We start from the raw sequence: 21,119 nt of genomic DNA, 5'->3' as shown, positions 1-21,119 counted from the left end.
TAAGTTTGCACCTCTTACTTATTTAGCTCTTGTAAGAACCTCTCTTCATTCCAAACCTCAACATTATGTTTCTCCGCTTGTGCTAATTTCGAACCAGCTGCTTCACCTGCAACAACTAAATCCGTACTCTTACTAACACTTCCTGTTACTTTTCCACCTAATGCCTCAATCTTCTTCTTCGCTTCACTTCGTCCCATAACTTCTAGCTTACCTGTTAAAACAACCGTTTTTCCTGCGAAGTAAGATTCAACATTTTGTAAATCTGCAATTTTTATACCTTTGTATGTCATATTCACGCCATACTCTTTAAACTGCTGTAATAACTCTAATACATCTTCATTATCAAAATATGTCACAACAGATTGAGCCATTTTTTCGCCAATTTCATTAATTGCTTTTAGTTCTTCTTCCGTTGCTTTTACAAGCTCATCCATCGTTTCAAAGTGCTCTGCAAATGTACGTGCTGCTTTCGCTCCAACGTGGCGAATTCCAAGACCAAATAATAATCGCTCTAACGAGTTTTCTTTAGAATTTTCAATTGCTTGTATTAAGTTTGTTGCTGATTTTTCACCAAAACGTTCCAACTGTAATAATTGCTCTTTCGTCAATGCATATAAATCAGCAAATGTACGAATGTAATCTGCATCAAAGAGTTGTGTAATGACACGTTCTCCAAGTCCATCAATATTCATCGCATTTCTTGAAACGAAATGGATTAATCCCTCTCGAATTTGAGCCGGACAAGTCGGATTTATACATCGAAGTGCTACTTCTTCTTCTAAACGAACAAGTTCACTCTCACATGCTGGACAATGAGTTGGCATGCGGTATTCTTCTTCCTCACCAGTACGCTTATCAAAAATAACGTTCACAACTTCAGGAATAATATCTCCAGCCTTCTTCACAACAACGTAGTCACCAATTCGAATGTCTTTTTCACGAATTAAATCTTCGTTATGTAAAGAAGCACGACGAACAATCGTACCAGCAACTCTCACTGGCTCTAGTTCTGCAGTCGGTGTTACAACCCCTGTTCGGCCAACACTTAATTCAATGCCTGTTAATCTCGTTACAACTTCTTCAGCCGGAAATTTATAAGCAATCGCCCACCTTGGACTCTTCGCTGTAGTTCCTAGACTTTCTTGAAGAGCAACATCATCTACTTTTATAACGATTCCATCAATCTCATAATCAAGATGCGGACGTTTTTCTTGCCATTCTTCTACATAAGCTATAACTTCTTCAATTGTTTCACATGTACGGCGATTTGGATTTGTCTTAAATCCAAGTTCACCTAAGAAATCCAGCGATTCACTATGTGATGAAATTGTTTTTTCTTCTACATTCGCAAGACCATACACAAACATAGATAAGTTACGCTTCGCTGCAATTTTCGGATCAAGTTGACGTATTGAACCTGCTGCTGCATTACGCGGATTCGCAAATACATCTTCTCCATTTTGCTCTTTTTCTTCATTTAGTTTAACGAATGAACGCTTCGGCATATAAGCTTCGCCTCTTGCTTCTAACGTTACTTCTTCATTTAAACGAAGTGGGATAGCTTTAATCGTTTTTAAATTTTGAGTAATATCTTCACCTGTTACACCATCACCACGTGTCGCCCCTTGAATGAAGCGTCCTTTTTCATAATGAAGCGAAACGGCAAGCCCGTCAATTTTTAATTCACATATATATCTTACATTCGCACCATCAATTCCTTGACGTACTCTTCTGTCGAAATCACGTAAATCTCCTTCGTTAAATGCATTTCCTAAACTTAACATTGGTGACTTATGTGTTACTTTTTCAAATATATCAAGAACAGTCCCCCCAACGCGAACGGAGGGAGAATCTTCACTCATAAACTCTTTGTTCTCTGCTTCTAATTTTATAAGCTCCTGCATATTACGGTCATATTCCGCATCAGAAACAGAAGGATTGTCTAATACGTGATATTGATAGTTAAATGTATTTAACAAGTCACGTAATTCTTCTATACGTTTTTTTACTATCTCTTTTGACATATCCTCATTCCTTTCCTATTGTTTCGTCACAGGCGCAAATTTTGCTAACAAACGTTTAACACCAATTGGGCTTGGGAACGCAATATCTAATTCTTTTGCATCACCTTCACCTTTTACACTTACAACTGTACCGACTCCCCATTTTTGGTGGGAAGCTTTATCTCCTACTGCCCAGCCAATTTGTTCGCCGCCTGTCGTCTTAGCTGCAGGGCGCGCGAAAGCTGAACGAGAGCGTGTTGCTGTTGTGATTGTCGTTTTGCCGCTACTTGCCGTTCTGCCTTTTGTACCAAACGATGTTTCACGCTTCGGCGCTGTTTCATTTAATGATTCCACTAGTTCTGTCGGGATTTCTGTAATAAATCGAGACGCAGCGTTCATACTTGTTCTACCAAATAATGTACGCATTTGCGCGTTAGATAAATATAACTCTTCTTCTGCACGAGTAATACCTACATAAGCAAGACGACGTTCTTCTTGCATTTCATCCTCTTCCATAAGAGAACGAGTATGAGGGAATATCCCTTCCTCTAAGCCAACAATAAAGACAACCGGGAACTCTAATCCTTTCGCCGAGTGCATCGTCATTAAAATAACTTCTTCACCAGCAGTTGGGTCTTCATCTACACGATCAATATCAGCAACAAGTGCTAAATCTGTTAAGAATGCAACAAGGCTCTTATCTTCGCTTTGAGATTCAAATGTTTGCGTAACAGATAAGAACTCGTCTAAGTTTTCTAAACGACCTTCCGCTTCTAAAGAACGTTCATTTTTCAACATATCGCGATAGCCTGTTTTTTCAATAACTTCTTCTACTAATTCTGTAACAGATAAATACTCTTGCATATTTACCCAGTTATTTAATAAATTCGCGAATTCTTTTACTGCCTTTGTAATTTTTGCACTTACTCCAACATGCTCAATCTCATCAAATACAGCAGTTAATGAAATTCCATTTTGCACACCGTAATTAATAATTTTATCGATAGAAGTCGCACCAATGCCACGCTTTGGCACATTTATAATACGTGCAAAACTAATTTCATCATCTGGATTACCGATTAAACGTAAGTACGCCAAAATATCTTTAATCTCTTTACGATCGTAGAACTTCGTACCCCCGACAATTTTATACGGAATGTTAGATTTAAGGAAAATCTCCTCGACCATACGAGACTGAGCATTCGTACGATATAGCACTGCAAAATCAGTATATTTTCGTTTCCCCATTTGAATATCGTCACGAATTTTTTTTGCAACAAAATACGCTTCGTCCTTTTCAGTTGCAGCACGATAATACGAGATTTTACTTCCAACTTGATTGTCTGTCCATAATTTCTTCGGCTTACGATTCGTATTTTTTTCAATAACAGCATTCGCTGCATTTAAAATATTTTGTGACGAACGATAGTTTTGTTCTAACAGAATTACTTGTGCATTCTCATAGTCTTTTTCGAATGACAAAATGTTAGAAATATCTGCACCACGCCAGCGATAAATAGACTGGTCAGAGTCACCCACAACGCAAAGATTTTTAAAACGCGCTGCCAAATGTTTAACAAGAAGATATTGCGCTTTGTTCGTATCTTGATACTCATCAACATGAATATATTGGAACTTACGCTGATAAAACTCTAATACTTCTGGAACACGTTCAAATAGCTGAATCGTCGTCATAATTAAATCATCAAAGTCTAATGAATTATTTTTCAAAAGACGTTTTTGATACTCTGTGTATACATCGCTCGTTAATTTTTCATATGGATCAGCCATTGTAATTTTTTTTGCATATTTATCCGCAGATAACAGTTCATTTTTCGCATTACTAATACCCGCTAAAATAGAGCGCGGCTCAAATTTCTTCGGATCAACATTGCGCTCTTTCATAATTTTTTTGACTACAGTTAGCTGATCACCTGAATCTAAGATTGTAAAGTTACGATTAATACCAATACGATCGATATCGCGTCGTAAAATACGTACACACATAGAGTGGAACGTCGAAATCCAAATATCTTCTGCTTCTGGTCCCACAAGTGTATCAATACGCTCACGCATTTCACGAGCTGCTTTATTTGTGAAGGTAATAGCTAGTACATTCCATGGTGCTACACCTTTTTCACCAAGTAAATACGCAATACGATGTGTTAACACACGTGTCTTACCACTACCTGCACCTGCCATTAATAGAAGTGGTCCATTCGTTGTTTGTACTGCTTTTTGTTGCTGTGGATTTAAACCGTTTAATAACTTATCTGTCATACTCATATACGCCTGCACCTACTCTCCTTTTACTGCTTTAACTGTTTTTAACGCCGATTTTATATCATCATAAATAATATTTCCAACAACTACTGTATCAGCATATTGTGCCATTTCTTTCGCCTGTTCTGCATTAGAAATACCACCGCCATAATATAACTTAGCTTGTTTCAATTCTGCTTTTACATTTTTAACAAGTTCAACATCTCCATACGTACCGCTATATTCTAAATAAAATATCGGTAAACGTAATAGCTTGTCTGCTAAACGAGCATATGCAATAACGTCATCTTCTGTTACATCACATTTCGCTTCTGTAAGCTGGGCTACTTTCGCTTCTGGATTTAAAACACAATACCCTTCCATAAAAATTTCGTCCCAGTCCATAATATCCCCAAATTCTTTCAATGCCTCATGATGAACACCTGTTACCCATTCTACTTTTCGGCTATTTAAAACACTTGGGATGTAATAAAAATCAAATCCTGGTGTAATTGCTTCTACATCAGAAACCTCTAATACACAAGGAACTGCATATCTACGAATGCTAACTAGCATGTGTAATACGTTATCAATTGTAACTCCATCACTTCCGCCTACAATAACCGCATCAGTTCCAGACTCACAAATCATTTCTAAATGTTCATCGCTTAACTCCTTATTTGGATCAAGCTTAAATACATGTTTCCATCCGGAAATATCGTACATGAAAACACCCTTCCTTTTCTCTAGTTATATATATTTCTGTTCAAAATAACAGTTTATTTTCATCATTATTGTTTTAACTTCATCTTAAATATTTGTTTAAAACGGAGAATTAAGTTTGGAATTACCTCTTCCATATTTTTTAAACTAGAGGATTTAATTTTGAAGTTCCTTTTATGCATTCTTTCATTATAACAAAAAAAGTTACTTACACACACGCACAATCCAACATCTTTTTCCACGTCAAATGTTGGATTACATATCCCAAAAATCAAACGGGATACTAATAAAAGAAATAGTATTATCTATTTCAACTTTCATAAAAAGGAGTGTTTTTCTAATGAAGCAAAATATCGGGACAATAAACGCTCTAATTCGAATTACACTTGGGCTCGTCCTCTTCGGATGTAGTGCAACTAAACTTGTACGCAAGCCGTGGTGCACTTGGTCTAACATTTTTCTATGGATTGGTGCAATGAAAGTTGCAGAAGGAATTGTTCGTTTCTGCCCTGTTGTTGAAATGTGGAAATTCGGAAAATACATGAATATGGGGGCATTTAAAATGCCTAGCATGAATTTTGCTGAAAAAGGACATGCTAAAGAAGAAGTGAATCAAACTTCCACTCATGACAAGCCAGAGTCAAAAGGAAGTTATGACGCTTCTGACAAAGAGATTGAGTCAGCGATTGAAGATATAATCCTGGCAAAACCGCTTTGAATCATTTGTCACGATGTAAGATGCTCTCAAAGGGACTTAGCTGCTGCAGTGGGCGGTTAAGTCTTCTTTATTTTACCATAAAAACAGAACGTACATTCTCTTTTTGAACCTTAAAATGTATATAAAAGATATCAACCAATAAAATTCAGAAAATTAGATGCATACCTCTTGCTTAAAATGATATAAAAGTGATATCATTTTTATATCAGGAGGCGATCATATGAAAGAAAAACAAGTATTTTATGTAAATGGTTTTCTCGGTATTATTGGAATTTTGATTTTAGCTGCTATCGGTGTATTTTTCCTTGCACAAGAAATTTTCATAGGAGCGGCACTAACTATTATATTAGCCGCAGTTCTCGCTACAGGTATCGGTATTGTTCAACCGAATCAAGCAAAGGTTATTACGTTCTTCGGTAATTATTTAGGAACAATTCGTCAAAACGGTTTATTTTTAACGATTCCGTTCGCATTCCGTCAAACTGTATCTTTACGTGTTGAAAACTTTAACAGTAAAAAATTAAAAGTAAATGACGTTGATGGAAATCCAATTGAAATTGCAGCTGTTATCGTATATAAAGTTGTTGATTCTGCAAAAGCAATGTTTGGTGTTGAACATTATGATCGATTTGTAGAAATTCAAAGCGAAACGGCAATCCGCCATGTTGCAACAAAATATCCTTATGACAATTTCCAAGATGAAACCTGCGTTACGTTACGCGGAAATACTGAAGAAATCTCTGAAGAATTAAAACGTGAGTTAGAGGCGCGTCTTGAAATTGCTGGTGTAGAAGTATTAGAAACTCGTTTAACGCACTTAGCTTACGCAACAGAAATTGCCCATGCAATGCTACAACGTCAGCAAGCAAAAGCAGTATTAGCTGCTAGAAAAGAAATTGTTGAAGGTGCTGTGAAGATGGCGAAAGATTCCATCCATATGTTAGATGAAGAAGGCGTACTAGAACTCGATGACGAGCGTAAAGCAAATATGGTAAACAACTTATTAGTTGCCATCGTTTCAGATAAAGGTGCGCAGCCAGTTATTAATACAGGAAGCCTATACTAAGGGCTATAAGTAATTATGGCTAAAAAGAAAAGCTTTCCATTACGTATTGATCCTGAATTACACGCAGTCATCGAAAAATGGGCAAATGATGAATTTCGTAGCGTCAATGCACACATCGAGTATTTACTTCGAGAAATGGCAAAGCAAAAAGGGAAATTAAAAAAAGATAAAGATGCATAAAAAATCCCGCTGATTCCTCAGCGGGATTTTTACATATTAACTTTTCGTCATCTCATGCCCAATTGCACGATATCCTATATCACTTCGATAAAATAGACCATCACTCTCAATTTTACCGATTTCTTTATATACTTTATCTTTTGCTTCTTGTAAACTATTTGCCTTACAAGCAACAAATAATACACGGCCACCGTTCGTTACAAAGTCCCCATGTTTCATTGCTGTACCTGCATGGAAAACAATCACATCTTGCAGTGCATCTAGTCCGCTAATAATATCACCTTTTTTATACGCTTCTGGATATCCTTTTGAAGCGAGTACAACACCAATTACTGCTTCCTCTGACCACTCTAACACTAACTCACTTTCATCTAATACAGCGTTACATACATCAACTAAATCGGTTTCTAATCGAGGTAATACAACTTCTGTTTCAGGATCACCGAAGCGTGCATTAAATTCAATTACCTTCGGACCATCATTTGTTAAAATAAGACCTGCGTATAAAATACCTGTAAACGAACGGTTTTCTTCAATCATCGCCTTAGCAGTTGGATGCAATACGGTTTGAATCGCTTCTTGAACTGCTGATTCTGGAATTTGTGGTACTGGAGAATATGCACCCATTCCACCCGTATTTGGACCTTTATCACCATCAAAAGCTCTTTTATGATCTTGGGCGATTACCATTGGATGTACAGTTGTTCCATTCACGAATGCCATTAATGAAAATTCTTGTCCATCTAAAAACTCTTCAATAACAACCTTCTTACTTGCCGCGCCGAATTTCACATCTTGCAGCATTTCTTTCACAGCTTGTAATGCCTCTTCAAGCGTCATCGCTACCGTTACACCTTTACCAGCAGCTAGGCCGTCAGCTTTAATAACGATTGGTGCACCAACTTTTTGAATGTACTGTACTGCTTCTTCATAATCTGTAAAAGTTTCGTACGCCGCAGTTGGAATATCATACTTTTTCATAAGCTCTTTTGTAAAAGCTTTACTACCTTCAATAACAGCAGCCGCTTTATTCGGACCAAATACGCGAAGTCCCTCTTCTTTAAAACGATCAACAATTCCATTCATAAGCGGAATTTCTGGTCCAACGAAAGTTAACTCAACATTATTCTCTTTTGCAAATAAAACTAATGCATCAAAATCATTTTCATCAATATCAACTGGTGTTGCAACATCTCTCATACCTTCATTACCTGGTGCTACATATACCTTTTCTACTTTTTCAGATTGTGCAAACTTCCAAGCTAAAGCATGCTCACGCCCACCGCGGCCAATTACTAAAACATTCATATTTCATCCCCCAATAATTAAATAAGTACAAACTAGAAGCTATGCTCCTAGTTTGCTTTTTCATATCAATAAAAGGTTATCTCGACCGGACTTTTTAAACATCCATATCAATAAAGGTTTAAAAAGGAGGATTAAGAGAACCAAGCAGGTCGAGGCGCATTTGCCAGGAGGACACGGAGTGTAGCTTTCCTACATGAGTACCGCACTGGCGATGCAACGACGACATGCGAAGGTTCTCTTAACCGGACTTTTTAAACATCCTCTATTAGTGTTTGAAATGACGTACGCCAGTGAACACCATAGCAATCCCATAAGTATCTGCCACTTTAATAGAATCTTCATCACGGATTGATCCGCCCGGTTGAATGATTGCTGTAATTCCTGCTTTTGCTGCTTCTTCTAATGTATCTGGCATTGGGAAGAAAGCATCAGATGCAAGCGCGCTACCTTGTGCTTTTTCACCAGCTTGTGTAATTGCGATTTTTGCAGAACCTACACGGTTCATCTGTCCCGCACCAACACCAATTGTCATATCATCTTTCGCTAAAACAATTGCGTTTGATTTCACATGTTTTACAACTTTCCAAGCTAGTTTTAAATCTTTCCATTCTTGCTCTGAAGGTTCACGTTTCGTTGGAATTGAAATTGTACTTTCATCTAATGATAACGTATCTTCCTCTTGAACAAGAAGTCCACCTTGTATAGAAGTTAGTTTTTTGCTTGCACTTGTCGCTTTTTCAATATTTATAGTTAATAAACGTAAGTTCTTCTTACTTTGCAACACCTCTAAAGCTTCTTGTGAGAACGAAGGTGCGATAACAATTTCTAAGAAAATTTCATGTAACTTTTCTGCTGTAGCTTTATCAATTTCACGATTTGCTGCGATAATACCGCCGAAGATTGATACTGGATCTGCTTCATAAGCACGAGTATATGCTTCGTGAATATTAGTTCCTACTCCAACACCACATGGATTCATATGTTTTACTGCTACTACTGCTGGTTCTGTAAATTCTTTTACGATGCTAAGCGCTGCGTCTGCATCATTAATATTGTTATACGATAATTCCTTACCGTGTAATTGTTCTGCGTATGCAACAGAAGAAGTTGCTGCAAATGGCGCTTTATAGAAAGTTGCTTTTTGATGTGGGTTCTCGCCATAACGTAAGTCTTGCTTTTTCTCAAATGTCACAGTTAATGTTTCTGGACTTTCTTCACCCATTTGCTCTGTTAAGTAGTTAGAGATTAACGCATCATATGCCGCTGTATGACGGAATACTTTCGCTGCTAATTTACGTTTCGTTTCTTCTTTTACTGCACCGTCTTCTTTCAGTTCTGCTAATACAACATCGTAATCTACTGGATCTACAATTACCGATACAAATTTATGATTTTTCGCAGCAGAGCGAATCATTGTCGGGCCACCGATATCAATATTTTCAATTGCATCAGCAAATGTTACATCAGGCTTAGCGATTGTTTCTTTAAATGGGTATAAGTTAACAACAACAAAGTCAATTGGCTCTATACCTAACTCATTCATTTGTGTTACATGTGTTTCATTATCACGAACTGCTAATAGACCACCATGAATATTTGGATGTAATGTTTTCACACGGCCATCCATAATTTCAGGGAAACCAGTTACTTCAGAAATGCCGATTACTTGTAAGCCATTTTCTTCTAGTAACTTTTTCGTACCACCTGTTGAAATAACTTCAATCCCTTGTTCTAGTAACCCTTTAACAAATTCTACTACTCCTGTTTTATCTGAAACACTTACTAATGCACGCTTTTTCATTTATCCTTCACCCCTGGTTGTATGTTAGTTAACAGTTGATTCTTTCACAGACTGAACAATTTGATTCACTGTATTTACGTATAATTTATGTTCAACTTGTTGAATTTTCTTTTGTAAGCTTTCTCTCGTATCCCCTTCAGAAACAACCACTGCTTCTTGTGCAATAATTGGCCCTGTATCCATACCTGCATCTACATAATGAATTGTTACTCCAGTTACTTTCACACCTGCTTCTAACGCTTGACCGACAGCATCTTTACCCGGAAAGCTCGGTAGTAATGATGGATGAATATTAATAATCTTCCCGCCGTATGCTTCTAGTAACGTCGGCCCGATTAAACGCATATATCCAGCTAAAATAACATAATCAATTTCATATTCTTCTAGCTTCTTTAATATCTCTTTTTCAAACGCTTCTTTTGACTCATATGCTTTCGCTGAAAAAGCAAAACACGGAATATGATGATAATTTGCCCGTCCAACAGCTCGTGCTTCTGGTTTATCACATACTAATAAACTAATTTCTGCACCCAATCTTTTTTCTTCTACCGCATTAACGAGAGATTGAAAGTTAGATCCACTTCCAGAAGCAAAAACTGCTAATCTACTCATAGTGCTGTGCCCCCATTAAAAGTAACGCCAGCTCCTTGTATAGTACGTCCAATAATACGAGCCATTTCTCCTTGCTCTTCAAGAAGACGAACAACATCTTTTGCATCTTCTTCCTTCACTGCTACTACCATACCAATACCCATGTTAAAAATATTGAACATTTCTTTCTCTTCCAGTTTTCCAACTTCTTGAAGCAAACTAAAGATCGGCTGAATTTCCCAAGATCCTAGTTCAATCTCAGCACCGATTCCTTCTGGCAACATGCGTGGAATATTTTCAATAAATCCACCACCTGTAATATGCGCCATACCGTATACTTCATGTTTCTTCAATAGTTCTAAAATAGGTTTGACATAAATTTTCGTTGGTTTTAATAATTCTTCACCAAGAGGTAGTTCTAAGCGGCCATAAATACGCTCTAAAGATAGTTCCCCATCTTCTAATAACACTTTTCGTACTAAAGAGTAACCATTGCTATGAATACCGCTAGATGCTAAGCCAATTAGCACGTGACCAGCTTCAATCTTTTCACCTGTTACAATTTTCTTTTTATCAACAATCCCAACTGTAAAACCAGCTAAATCATATTCTTCCGTAGAATACATTCCTGGCATTTCAGCTGTTTCTCCACCGATTAATGCACAACCAGCTTGGCGACAGCCCTCTGATATACCTTTGACGATGTTTTCAATTTTACTAGGTTCAGCTTTACCACAAGCAATATAATCAAGGAAGAAAAGCGGCTCTGCTCCTTGGACAACAATATCATTTACACACATTGCTACTGCATCAATACCAATTGTGTCATGTTTATCTGCCATAAAAGCGAGCATCAATTTCGTTCCCACGCCATCTGTTCCAGATACTAATACAGGTTCTTCTAATGCAAATTTTGATAGATCAAACATACCTCCAAAACCGCCTAAACCGCCTAGTACTTCTTTTCTCATAGTTGTTTGTACGTGTTTTTTCATGCGAGATACCGCTTCATATCCAGCTTCAATATCTACTCCTGCTTGCTTATATGCATTCGCCATCGTTATTTACACCTCGTCTTTTAATTTCTCCCCATCCAGGGCGGGCTATTTTAAGAAAGGATCTAGCTTCTACATCAAAAGAAGTAGAAGCTTTTCTCACTTTTCTTATTTCATGCTTTCTAAAAGCTCTTGCTCATAATCATAAAGAGCTGTTGGATAGTCCCCATTAAAGTAAGCCATGCATAGGCCGCCATATTTCCCTTCATATGGACGTCCAATTGCATCTACTAATCCATCTTCGCTTAAAAATGTTAAAGAATCTGCTCCGATCATTTCACGGATTTCTTCTACTGTATGATTTGCTGCAATTAATTCTTTTCTCGTTTGAATATCAATGCCATAGAAACATGGATATTTCAGAGGTGGTGAAGCAATTCTTACGTGAACTTCTGTCGCTCCAGCTTCACGAAGCATACGAACAATTCGTTTACTTGTCGTTCCTCTTACGATAGAGTCATCAATCATAACAACTCGTTTCCCTTCAACTACACCTCTTACTGCGGAAAGCTTCATCTTAACCCCTTGCTCGCGCAGTTCTTGAGAAGGTTGAATAAACGTACGTCCAACGTAACGATTTTTAATTAATCCTAACTCATATGGAATACCTGTCGCCTCCGCATAGCCAATCGCAGCTGAAATACTAGAGTCTGGTACACCAGTAACAACATCAGCTTCAATAGGCGCTTCTGCCGCCAACCGTTTCCCCATGTTTTTACGTGCTGCATGGACGTTAACACCAGCAATATTTGAATCTGGGCGTGCAAAGTAAATGTATTCCATACTGCAAATTGCATGTTCTACATCATTTGTGAAACGATCCACGTGAATTCCTTCATCATTAATGACAAGTAATTCACCCGGTTCTACATCGCGAATGTATGTTGCACCTACTACATCAAAAGCACATGTTTCAGATGCTACAACGTAAGCATCCCCCATCTTTCCAATTGAAAGCGGACGGAACCCATTCGGATCTAATGCAACGATCATTTCATTTCCAGTTAGTAAAAGATACGCAAACGCACCTTTCACTTTATTTAAAGCCTCTTTTACACTTTCAATTAAAGAATCTTTCGTGCTACGTTTAATAAGATGTAAAAGTACTTCTGTATCTGAACTAGTTTGAAAAATACTGCCCTCTGCTTCTAATTCACGACGAAGCATTTTTGCATTAATTAAATTTCCGTTATGAGCTAACGCCATACTATGATCGGAAAAACGGAACAACAATGGTTGAACGTTAGCAACTTCACTTCCACCAGCTGTTGCATATCGTACATGTCCGATTGCTGATTTTCCATTTAATCCTTCTAGCTCACCTCTTGAAAACACTTCTGATATTAAACCTAACCCCTTGTGACCGACGATTTTTTCCCCATTATTTACGACAATGCCTGCGCCTTCTTGCCCACGGTGCTGTAAACTGTGCAATCCGTAGTATGAAACTTGTGCTGCATTTTCATGCCCCCAAATTCCGAAAACGCCACATTCTTCGTTTAACCCCTTTATTTCAGCAAGCATGGGATTGCCCCTTTCCAAGCCTTTCTCATTTCATCTACATTTGCTGTAAGTAATACTTCATTTTCTTCATTATGAATTGTTACTTCATTTGTACTTGTTACTTCTCCAACTTGGATTGCTTCTACCACTTTCTCAAACGCCTCTTTATTTTCACGTTTTACAGTTATCACGAAGCGAGACTGTGATTCAGCGAATAATGCTGCTGTTGCTTCTCCATCTAATTTCACAGTAGCACCTAAGCCTTTAGCACCAATTGCACTTTCTGAAATCGCAACTGCTAAACCACCTTCAGCAACATCATGTGCAGATTGAACAAGACCAGCTTGAATTGCTTCTAATACTTGTTTTTGGCGTTTTAATTCTACATCTAAATCAATACTTGGTGATTGACCGAAAATTTTGCCGTGAATCATTTTCTGTAATTCACTTCCGCCAAACTCAGCTTTCGTCTCACCAATTACATACACTAAATCACCAGCTTGCTTAAACTCTTGTGTTGTTACATGTTTTAAGTCATGCACAAGTCCGACCATCCCAACAGTTGGTGTTGGATATACAGCTTCACCACTACGCTCGTTATACATCGATACGTTTCCGCCGATAACTGGTGTTTGTAATGTGCGACAAGCTTCACTCATACCATCTACTGATTTCTCAATCTGCCAGAAGATTTCTGGTTTTTCTGGGTTACCGAAGTTTAAGCAATCTGTAATTGCAAGTGGCTCTCCGCCAGAACATACGATATTACGCGCTGCCTCTGCTACTGCAATTTTACCGCCCATCTCTGGGTCTAGATAAATGTAGCGAGAGTTACAATCTGTCGTCATTGCTAATCCTTTTTCTGTACCGCGTACACGTACAACTGCAGCATCTGAACCTGGCGTAACAACTGTGCTTGTGCGAACCTGGTAATCGTATTGATCGTATACCCACTCTTTACTTGCAATTGTTGGTTGCTGTAATAAAGCGAATAACGTTTCTTTATAATTTTCTACTTTTGGCGTTTCCATTTTCATTGCTTGGAATTCAGCAAAGTATGCTGCTTCTTTTGATGGCTTATGATAAATTGGTGCTTCTTCTGCTAAAGCATCTGCTGGAACTTCAGCTACCTTTTCACCTTTATGGAATAAACGAAGCATTTTATCTTCTGTTACTTTCCCCATCGTAACCGCTGCAAGACCATACTTCTCAAATAAATCTACTATTTCTTGTTCTCTACCTTTTTTCACAACAATTAACATACGCTCTTGTGATTCAGATAGCATCATTTCATATGGTGTCATTCCTGTTTCACGCTGTGGTACATCATCTAAGTACATTTCAATACCCATTCCTGCTTTACTTGCCATTTCTGCAGAAGATGATGTTAAACCAGCCGCACCCATATCTTGAATTCCAACAAGTGCATCGGATTGAATTAATTCTAAACACGCTTCAATAAGAAGTTTTTCCATAAATGGATCCCCTACTTGAACCGCTGGACGTTTCGCTTCTGAGCTTTCAGATAGTTCTTCCGACGCGAATGTTGCACCGTGAATACCGTCACGACCAGTTGATGCTCCTACGTACATTACTGTGTTACCAGCACCGTGCGCTTGCCCTTTTTTAATGTCTTCGTGGTTAATCAAACCTACGCACATTGCATTTACAAGTGGATTTCCTTCATAACATGGATCAAATTGTACTTCGCCGCCAACAGTCGGAATACCGATGCAGTTACCGTATCCTGCAATTCCTGCTACTACTTCTTCGAATAAATATTTCACACGTGGTGACTGTAATTCACCGAAACGAAGTGAGTTTAATAGAGCTACCGGACGTGCTCCCATAGAGAATACGTCACGAATAATACCACCAACACCTGTTGCAGCTCCTTGATATGGTTCAATAGCTGAAGGATGGTTATGACTTTCCATTTTAAATACAACTGCTTGATTATCACCGATATCTACAATTCCAGCACCTTCTCCAGGTCCTTGCAGAACGCGCTCACCTGTCGTTGGAAACTTACGAAGAACTGGTTTCGAATTTTTATAACTACAATGTTCAGACCACATTACAGAGAATAACCCTGTTTCTGTATAATTTGGCAGACGACCTAAAATCTTTTCAACCATGGCAAACTCTTCGTCTGTTAGCCCCATTTCCGCATATATACGCTCTTCTTTAATTTGTGTTGGATTTGGTTCAAGCATTAACGACATATGTTTCCCTCCACTGTTTTAAGATAGATTGAAAGACTTTTAACCCTTCAGCACCACCAAGTAATTCATCTACAGCACGCTCTGGGTGTGGCATCATACCAAGTACATTTCCTTTTTCATTTACAATACCAGCAATATCTGAAACGCTACCGTTAGGGTTTTCTACGTAACGGAATGCGATTTGATTGTTCTCTTCTAATTGTTTAAGAGTCGCTTCGTCACAATAGTAATTCCCCTCACCATGCGCGATTGGAATATTAATTACTTCATCTTTTCCATATTGTGATGTAAACATCGTTTCATTATTTTCAACTCGCAACTGAACAGTGCGACACATAAATTTTAAGTTTTCGTTTCTCATTAACGCTCCTGGTAGTAATCCTGATTCAACAAGAATCTGGAATCCATTACATACACCTAAAATCGGCTTTCCTTGCTCAGCAGCTTTTTGCACTGCTTTCATTGCATTAGCAAAGCGAGAGATAGCACCGCAGCGTAAGTAGTCACCATAAGAAAATCCGCCTGGTAGTAGAATTGCATCATATTCATCTAAATTCTCTGTATCGTGCCAAACGTAATCTACTTCTTCGCCAAGCTCATCTTTAATTGCATGGAACATATCGACATCACAGTTCGAACCCGGAAATACTATTACGGCAAATTTCACTGTGCGACAACCTCCTCAACTTCATAACGGAAGTCTTCCATTACAACGTTCGCTAATAGTTTTTCACACATTTCCTTTACCTTGCTATCTAAATCAGATACAGATTTATCAATTGTTAGTTCCATGTACTTTCCGATTCGAACGTCTTGTACTTCTGTGAATGAAAGACTATGAAGTGCTCCTTTTACTGCTGTTCCTTGTGGATCTAATACGCTTTCTCTTAATGTTACATATACCTTAACTTTATACATGTGAAATTCCCCCTAAACGTTTTAAAATCTCTTCATAAGCCTCTGTTAAATTTCCAAGATCGCGACGGAATACGTCTTTATCAAACTTTTCATTGCTCGTTTCATCCCATAAACGGCAAGTATCTGGTGAAATTTCATCCGCTAAAATGATTTCTCCTTCTTCTGTTACACCAAACTCTAATTTAAAATCTACTAATCTTACACGACAGCTTGCGAAATGATCAATCAACACTTGATTGATTTGTAGAGCCATATCTCGTAATACACTTACTTGCTCTGGTGATGCAACGTTTAATACACGAATATGATCTTCCGTTACAAGCGGATCTCCTAAATCATCATCTTTGAAGTAAAATTCTACGATTGGTTCTGCAAGTACAGTTCCCTCTTCCATTCCTAATCGTTTTGAAAGACTTCCTGCAATTACATTTCTTGTGACAACTTCTAAAGGAATAATACTCACTTTTTTAACAAGTTGTTCTGTTTCAGATAACTTCTCAACAAAATGTGTTTTAATTCCCACTTCTTGTAACTTTCTGAACAATAAAGTTGTAATTTCATTGTTCAAACGACCTTTTCCTGTAATCGTCTCTTTTTTCTCCCCATTGAAAGCAGTCGCACTATCTTTGTACTCTACCCAAACCATATCTGCTGATTCTGTACGATAAATTCTTTTTGCCTTACCTTCATACAGCAATTCTAGCTTTTGCATTTCGCAAGCCCCCTGTAGTTTGAAAAATGTGAATAATGTTTTTATAAAGAATGGCACAGAATGACTCTATTCTGTGCCATATGAAATTTTACGCTTCGTTTAATCCAAGGCGTTCAAAGATTGTATCAACGTGTTGCATATGATGCTCATAGTTGAAGCATTCATTAATTTCTTCTTGTGTTAACTTGCTTGTAATACGCTCATCAGCTTCTACAAGCTCTTTAAATTGTACTTGTGTTTCCCAAGCTTCCATCGCTTTAGGCTGTACGATATCATAAGCTTCTTCACGTACCATACCTTTGTCGATTAGTGTAAGCATTACGCGCTGAGAATAAATTAAGCCGTATGTTCTTGTCATATTGCGTTTCATATTCTCTGGGTATACAGTTAAGTTTTTAACGATATTACCAAAGCGATTTAACATGTAATTTAACGCGATTGTAGCATCTGGTAAAATTACGCGTTCTGCCGAAGAGTGAGAAATGTCACGCTCATGCCATAATGGAACATTTTCGTAAGCTGTCATCATATAACCGCGGATAACACGAGCTAAACCAGTCATATTTTCAGAACCAATTGGATTACGTTTATGTGGCATTGCAGAAGAACCTTTTTGACCTTTTGCGAAAGCTTCTTCAACTTCACGTGTTTCACTCTTTTGTAAACCACGAATCTCAACTGCCATCTTTTCGATAGATGTTGCAATTAGTGCAAGTGTTGACATGTAGTGTGCGTGACGATCACGTTGCAATGTTTGTGTTGAAATTGGTGCTGCTTCTAATCCTAAGTTTTCACAAACATATTTTTCTACGAATGGATCGATATTTGCATATGTACCAACCGCACCAGATAGTTTACCAACACGAACTGTATCAGCAGCTTGTTTGAAACGCTCTACGTTACGTTTCATTTCTTCATACCAAAGACCAAGTTTTAAACCAAATGTTGTTGGTTCTGCATGAACACCATGTGTTCTTCCCATCATGATTGTGTATTTATGCTCTTTCGCTTTGTTAGCTAAAATGCTTACAAAGTTCTCTAAGTCTTTTAATATAATTTCATTCGCTTGTTTTAAAATGTAAGATAACGCTGTATCTACTACGTCTGTAGATGTTAAACCGTAATGAACCCATTTACGTTCCTCACCTAATGCTGGCGTTTCTGATACAGCACGAGTGAATGCAACTACGTCATGACGTGTTTCTTTTTCAATTTCATAAATACGATCAATATCAAATGATGCATGCTCACGAATTTTCTTAACATCTTCTTTTGGAATATCGCCAAGCTCAGCCCATGCTTCACAAGCTAAAATCTCAACTTCTAACCATGCTTTAAATTTGTTCTCTTCCGTCCAAATTGCACCCATTTCTGGGCGTGTATAACGACTAATCATCTTTTTCCCTCCAACAGTTGTTCTTGATGGTCCCAAATATGCAAACTCTTCGCTTTTTCTAGAGCGACTTCAATATTATCATTTAAAATATTAACATGCCCCATTTTTCGCTGTGCTTTTGCTTCTTCTTTTCCATACAAGTGTAAATAGCACCCGGTTAATCTATTCACTTGTCTTAGGACCCCTTCTATATGTTCGCCTAAAATGTTTACCATGACAACTGGTTTTAACAAATTTGTTTCTCCTAGAGGTAAATTACAGATTGCTCGAATATGTTGACCAAATTGACTCGTCTCACATGCATCCTGTGTATAGTGTCCTGAATTGTGAGGTCTTGGCGCTAATTCATTAATATAAATCTCACCATTATCTGTAGCAAACATCTCTACAGCTAGTGTTCCCACAAGTTCTAATTCATCCGCAAGTACCTTTGCATAAGCAATTGCTTTTTGAGAAAGCTCTTCTGTAATGCGAGCTGGAACGATAGATTCATGTAAAATGTTATTTACATGAATATTTTCTGCTACTGGAAACACTTTTGTTTCACCACTTACACTACGAATCACAATAACTGATACTTCTTTTTCAAAAGGCACCCATTTCTCTAAAATACATTCTGCTTTATCCACAAGATTTCTTGCTGTCTCAACATCAGCTTCACTTCTTAAAACAACTTGTCCTTTCCCATCATATCCACCTGTCGTCGTTTTTAAGACGGAAGGGAATGATAACTCAGCAATTGCTTCTGTAAGCTGATCTTGATTTTGAACTAATCTATACGTTGCTACTGGTAACCCAGCCTTCTCAATCGCATTCTTTTCTGTAAAACGATTTTGCGTTGTATTTAACAACTGACTACCTTGTGGTAAGTACGCATGTTTTTCAAGCCATTGTAAACATCTATAATCAATATTCTCAAATTCATATGTGACAACATTACTTATCTCTGCTAAATGCTGAATTGCTTTTAAATCATCATATGGTGCAACAATTTCAATATCAGCAACTTGTGCACATGGCGAATGCTTTGTAGGATCTAAAACAGCAATTTTATATCCCATCTCCTTAGCTGCCAATGCCATCATTCTTCCTAGCTGGCCGCCTCCAATAATGCCGATTGTTTTTCCAGGTAAAATGATTCTCGTCATACTAGCTCACTACCTTCACGCACATCTTTTTCAATCGCTTCTCGTCTCAATTCTAATGCATCATGTATGTCATCATGGAATGATCCAAGTATTTGTGCGGCAAGTAATCCAGCATTCGTTGAACCGGCTTTACCAATTGCAACAGTTGCAACTGGAACACCTCCTGGCATTTGGACGATGGATAATAATGAATCTAAGCCGTTTAATGCTTTTGATTGAACTGGAACTCCAATTACAGGAAGATTTGTCTTCGCTGCAACCATTCCTGGTAAATGTGCTGCTCCACCAGCGCCAGCAATAATAACTTTCAATCCACGTTCACGAGCCGTCTCTGCATATTCAAACATATAATCCGGAGTCCGATGAGCGGATACAACTTTTTTCTCATACGGTATATTTAATTCATCTAAAATGTCACAAGCATATTTCATTGTTTCCCAGTCTGACGTACTTCCCATTATGACTCCAACTAGTGATTTCATATTAGAATCCCCCCGATTCAAATAAAAAAAGCCTGAAATAGAACAGTTTCTCTTTTACTATGAGAGAAAGCGCTCTACTCAGGCATACGTATCCCTTGTGAATAGAAAAATACCGAGTGACTTTCCCTCATAGTCTAACGAATAACGGTCGTTAGGTAGAGACTTGCAGGCCATATCCCCGCGATTATATGAGGTCTTATATTATTGTTTCTATGGCTATATTAACAATATTTCATAAACAATGTCAATAAATAATCGAATGTTTTTTTATTAGCAGTCAATAACGTTCGTGTTTTAGTTATATTCAAAAGAAGAATTGCAACTATATGCAAGAAGAAAAGGGAATTAGAATATATATTTCTAGACATCTATTTTACGTATAATCGTTTAAATGGCACTTCAGTATGTTTTAAATCAAAATATATATACTCTTGTATTATTATAACGATTTAATTTCTAAGGAGGATAACTGTTAAAGAAAGAACTATGCTATTATCCTATTTATTTTTCTCTATTGCAGTAATTTCTGTAATTATTAAATACTTATTTATAGCATCTCATTATTTAAAATATATACTTATGATAGAAATAATGTGTCCTATTTTAAGTATTACTTTAGTGGCATTAGGAAAATCAGGAACACTAAAAGTTATTGCTATTATTTTAAACAGTCTCTATTTCATTCTTTTTTCGTCTTTAGCTTTATTAAATTTATGGATTATAACATTCGGTAAATAGAAATAAACACAAAAAAACCTAAGTCAAAATGACTTAGGTTCTTGCTTGGCGACGTCCTACTCTCACAGGGACAAGGTCCCAACTACCATCGGCGCTAGAGAGCTTAACTTCCGTGTTCGGTATGGGAACGGGTGTGACCTCTCTGCCATCATCACCAAACTATTGAAGGCATATTCCTTCAAAACTAGATAACATTGCTACATATTATATGGTTAAGTCCTCGATCTATTAGTATTCGTCAGCTCCACATGTCACCATGCTTCCACCTCGAACCTATCAACCTGATCATC

19 protein-coding genes, 2 rRNA genes and 1 riboswitch are annotated in these 21,119 nt (G+C 37.6%); of the genes, 4 read left to right on the top strand and 17 right to left on the bottom strand.

Annotated elements, in window-relative coordinates; genetic code table 11:
* Positions 1 to 14: 14 nt before the first annotated feature.
* Genes ligA through AU379_RS25060 form a run of 3 tightly spaced genes read right to left on the bottom strand, consistent with a single transcriptional unit; the run spans position 15 to position 4,991 of the window.
* Positions 15 to 2,024: an NAD-dependent DNA ligase LigA gene (gene ligA, locus AU379_RS25070; protein ID WP_061140000.1), complete on the bottom strand. Its 2,010-nt coding sequence runs from the start codon at positions 2,022 to 2,024 to the stop codon at positions 15 to 17.
* A 15-nt stretch (positions 2,025 to 2,039) separates the two neighbouring features.
* A complete protein-coding gene (gene pcrA / locus AU379_RS25065) occupies positions 2,040 to 4,289 on the bottom strand; it encodes a DNA helicase PcrA (RefSeq protein WP_002100669.1) in 2,250 nt (749 codons plus the stop codon).
* 12 nt (positions 4,290 to 4,301) lie between these two features.
* Complete coding sequence (locus AU379_RS25060; RefSeq protein WP_000272103.1) at positions 4,302 to 4,991, bottom strand: heptaprenylglyceryl phosphate synthase; 690 nt, start codon at positions 4,989 to 4,991, stop codon at positions 4,302 to 4,304.
* Positions 4,992 to 5,328: 337 nt separating this feature from the next.
* On the opposite strand from AU379_RS25060, the gene AU379_RS25055 reads away from it, so the two are divergent.
* From AU379_RS25055 to AU379_RS25045, 3 genes are all read left to right on the top strand, one after another.
* Complete coding sequence (locus tag AU379_RS25055) at positions 5,329 to 5,706, top strand: DUF2892 domain-containing protein (RefSeq protein WP_000812345.1); 378 nt, start codon at positions 5,329 to 5,331, stop codon at positions 5,704 to 5,706.
* Positions 5,707 to 5,926: 220 nt separating this feature from the next.
* The gene (locus AU379_RS25050) at positions 5,927 to 6,772 is read left to right on the top strand and encodes an SPFH domain-containing protein (RefSeq protein WP_000660669.1); all 846 of its coding nucleotides are present in this window, start codon (positions 5,927 to 5,929) and stop codon (positions 6,770 to 6,772) included.
* 15 nt (positions 6,773 to 6,787) lie between these two features.
* Positions 6,788 to 6,952, top strand: coding sequence for a toxin-antitoxin system HicB family antitoxin (locus AU379_RS25045; protein ID WP_001085171.1), 165 nt, complete (start codon positions 6,788 to 6,790; stop codon positions 6,950 to 6,952).
* 36 nt (positions 6,953 to 6,988) lie between these two features.
* Here the strand turns inward: AU379_RS25045 and purD are convergent, their stop codons facing one another.
* The 12 genes from purD to purE form a co-directional block, all read right to left on the bottom strand.
* Complete coding sequence (purD, locus tag AU379_RS25040) at positions 6,989 to 8,260, bottom strand: phosphoribosylamine--glycine ligase (RefSeq protein WP_061139999.1); 1,272 nt, start codon at positions 8,258 to 8,260, stop codon at positions 6,989 to 6,991.
* A gap of 265 nt (positions 8,261 to 8,525) precedes the next feature.
* Positions 8,526 to 10,061: a bifunctional phosphoribosylaminoimidazolecarboxamide formyltransferase/IMP cyclohydrolase gene (gene purH, locus AU379_RS25035; RefSeq protein WP_061139998.1), complete on the bottom strand. Its 1,536-nt coding sequence runs from the start codon at positions 10,059 to 10,061 to the stop codon at positions 8,526 to 8,528.
* A gap of 24 nt (positions 10,062 to 10,085) precedes the next feature.
* Positions 10,086 to 10,673 carry a phosphoribosylglycinamide formyltransferase gene (gene purN, locus AU379_RS25030; protein WP_000088596.1) on the bottom strand — a complete coding sequence of 196 codons (588 nt, stop codon included), beginning with the start codon at positions 10,671 to 10,673 and terminating at the stop codon, positions 10,086 to 10,088.
* The gene (purM, locus tag AU379_RS25025; protein ID WP_001262439.1) at positions 10,670 to 11,710 is read right to left on the bottom strand and encodes a phosphoribosylformylglycinamidine cyclo-ligase; all 1,041 of its coding nucleotides are present in this window, start codon (positions 11,708 to 11,710) and stop codon (positions 10,670 to 10,672) included. The genes purN and purM overlap by 4 nt, the downstream gene beginning before the upstream one ends.
* A gap of 105 nt (positions 11,711 to 11,815) precedes the next feature.
* Positions 11,816 to 13,231: an amidophosphoribosyltransferase gene (purF, locus tag AU379_RS25020; RefSeq protein WP_000879032.1), complete on the bottom strand. Its 1,416-nt coding sequence runs from the start codon at positions 13,229 to 13,231 to the stop codon at positions 11,816 to 11,818.
* Positions 13,216 to 15,435, bottom strand: coding sequence for a phosphoribosylformylglycinamidine synthase II (gene purL / locus AU379_RS25015; protein ID WP_000055564.1), 2,220 nt, complete (start codon positions 15,433 to 15,435; stop codon positions 13,216 to 13,218). The genes purF and purL overlap by 16 nt, the downstream gene beginning before the upstream one ends.
* The gene (gene purQ / locus AU379_RS25010) at positions 15,419 to 16,102 is read right to left on the bottom strand and encodes a phosphoribosylformylglycinamidine synthase subunit PurQ (protein WP_000666787.1); all 684 of its coding nucleotides are present in this window, start codon (positions 16,100 to 16,102) and stop codon (positions 15,419 to 15,421) included. Before purQ ends, purL begins: the two co-directional genes overlap by 17 nt.
* Positions 16,099 to 16,353, bottom strand: coding sequence for a phosphoribosylformylglycinamidine synthase subunit PurS (purS, locus tag AU379_RS25005; RefSeq protein WP_000278823.1), 255 nt, complete (start codon positions 16,351 to 16,353; stop codon positions 16,099 to 16,101). Before purS ends, purQ begins: the two co-directional genes overlap by 4 nt.
* Entirely contained in the window at positions 16,346 to 17,065 is a 720-nt protein-coding gene (purC, locus tag AU379_RS25000; RefSeq protein ID WP_001170545.1) for a phosphoribosylaminoimidazolesuccinocarboxamide synthase, read from the bottom strand. The genes purS and purC overlap by 8 nt, the downstream gene beginning before the upstream one ends.
* Before the next feature lie 88 nt (positions 17,066 to 17,153).
* The gene (purB, locus tag AU379_RS24995; protein WP_000625682.1) at positions 17,154 to 18,461 is read right to left on the bottom strand and encodes an adenylosuccinate lyase; all 1,308 of its coding nucleotides are present in this window, start codon (positions 18,459 to 18,461) and stop codon (positions 17,154 to 17,156) included.
* Positions 18,458 to 19,609 carry a 5-(carboxyamino)imidazole ribonucleotide synthase gene (gene purK / locus AU379_RS24990; RefSeq protein WP_061139997.1) on the bottom strand — a complete coding sequence of 384 codons (1,152 nt, stop codon included), beginning with the start codon at positions 19,607 to 19,609 and terminating at the stop codon, positions 18,458 to 18,460. The genes purB and purK overlap by 4 nt, the downstream gene beginning before the upstream one ends.
* Complete coding sequence (gene purE / locus AU379_RS24985) at positions 19,606 to 20,091, bottom strand: 5-(carboxyamino)imidazole ribonucleotide mutase (RefSeq protein WP_000839367.1); 486 nt, start codon at positions 20,089 to 20,091, stop codon at positions 19,606 to 19,608. Before purE ends, purK begins: the two co-directional genes overlap by 4 nt.
* Before the next feature lie 110 nt (positions 20,092 to 20,201).
* Positions 20,202 to 20,303, bottom strand: a riboswitch (purine riboswitch).
* A 274-nt stretch (positions 20,304 to 20,577) separates the two neighbouring features.
* Between purE and AU379_RS31085 the strand changes: the two genes are divergently transcribed.
* A complete protein-coding gene (locus tag AU379_RS31085; RefSeq protein WP_061139996.1) occupies positions 20,578 to 20,829 on the top strand; it encodes a hypothetical protein in 252 nt (83 codons plus the stop codon).
* 43 nt (positions 20,830 to 20,872) lie between these two features.
* On the opposite strand, the gene rrf is transcribed toward AU379_RS31085, so the two are convergent.
* Positions 20,873 to 20,988: ribosomal RNA gene (rrf, locus tag AU379_RS24975) — 5S ribosomal RNA — on the bottom strand.
* Positions 20,989 to 21,037: 49 nt separating this feature from the next.
* Positions 21,038 to 21,119 (bottom strand): 23S ribosomal RNA (locus AU379_RS24970); the annotation flags it as partial.

Origin of the sequence: Bacillus sp. JH7 (assembly GCF_001563515.1) — a bacterium.
Taxonomy (GTDB): Bacteria; Bacillota; Bacilli; order Bacillales; family Bacillaceae_G; genus Bacillus_A; species Bacillus_A cereus.
Note: the sequence above shows the minus strand (reverse complement) of the source record. Positions and strands in the feature narration are given on the sequence as shown.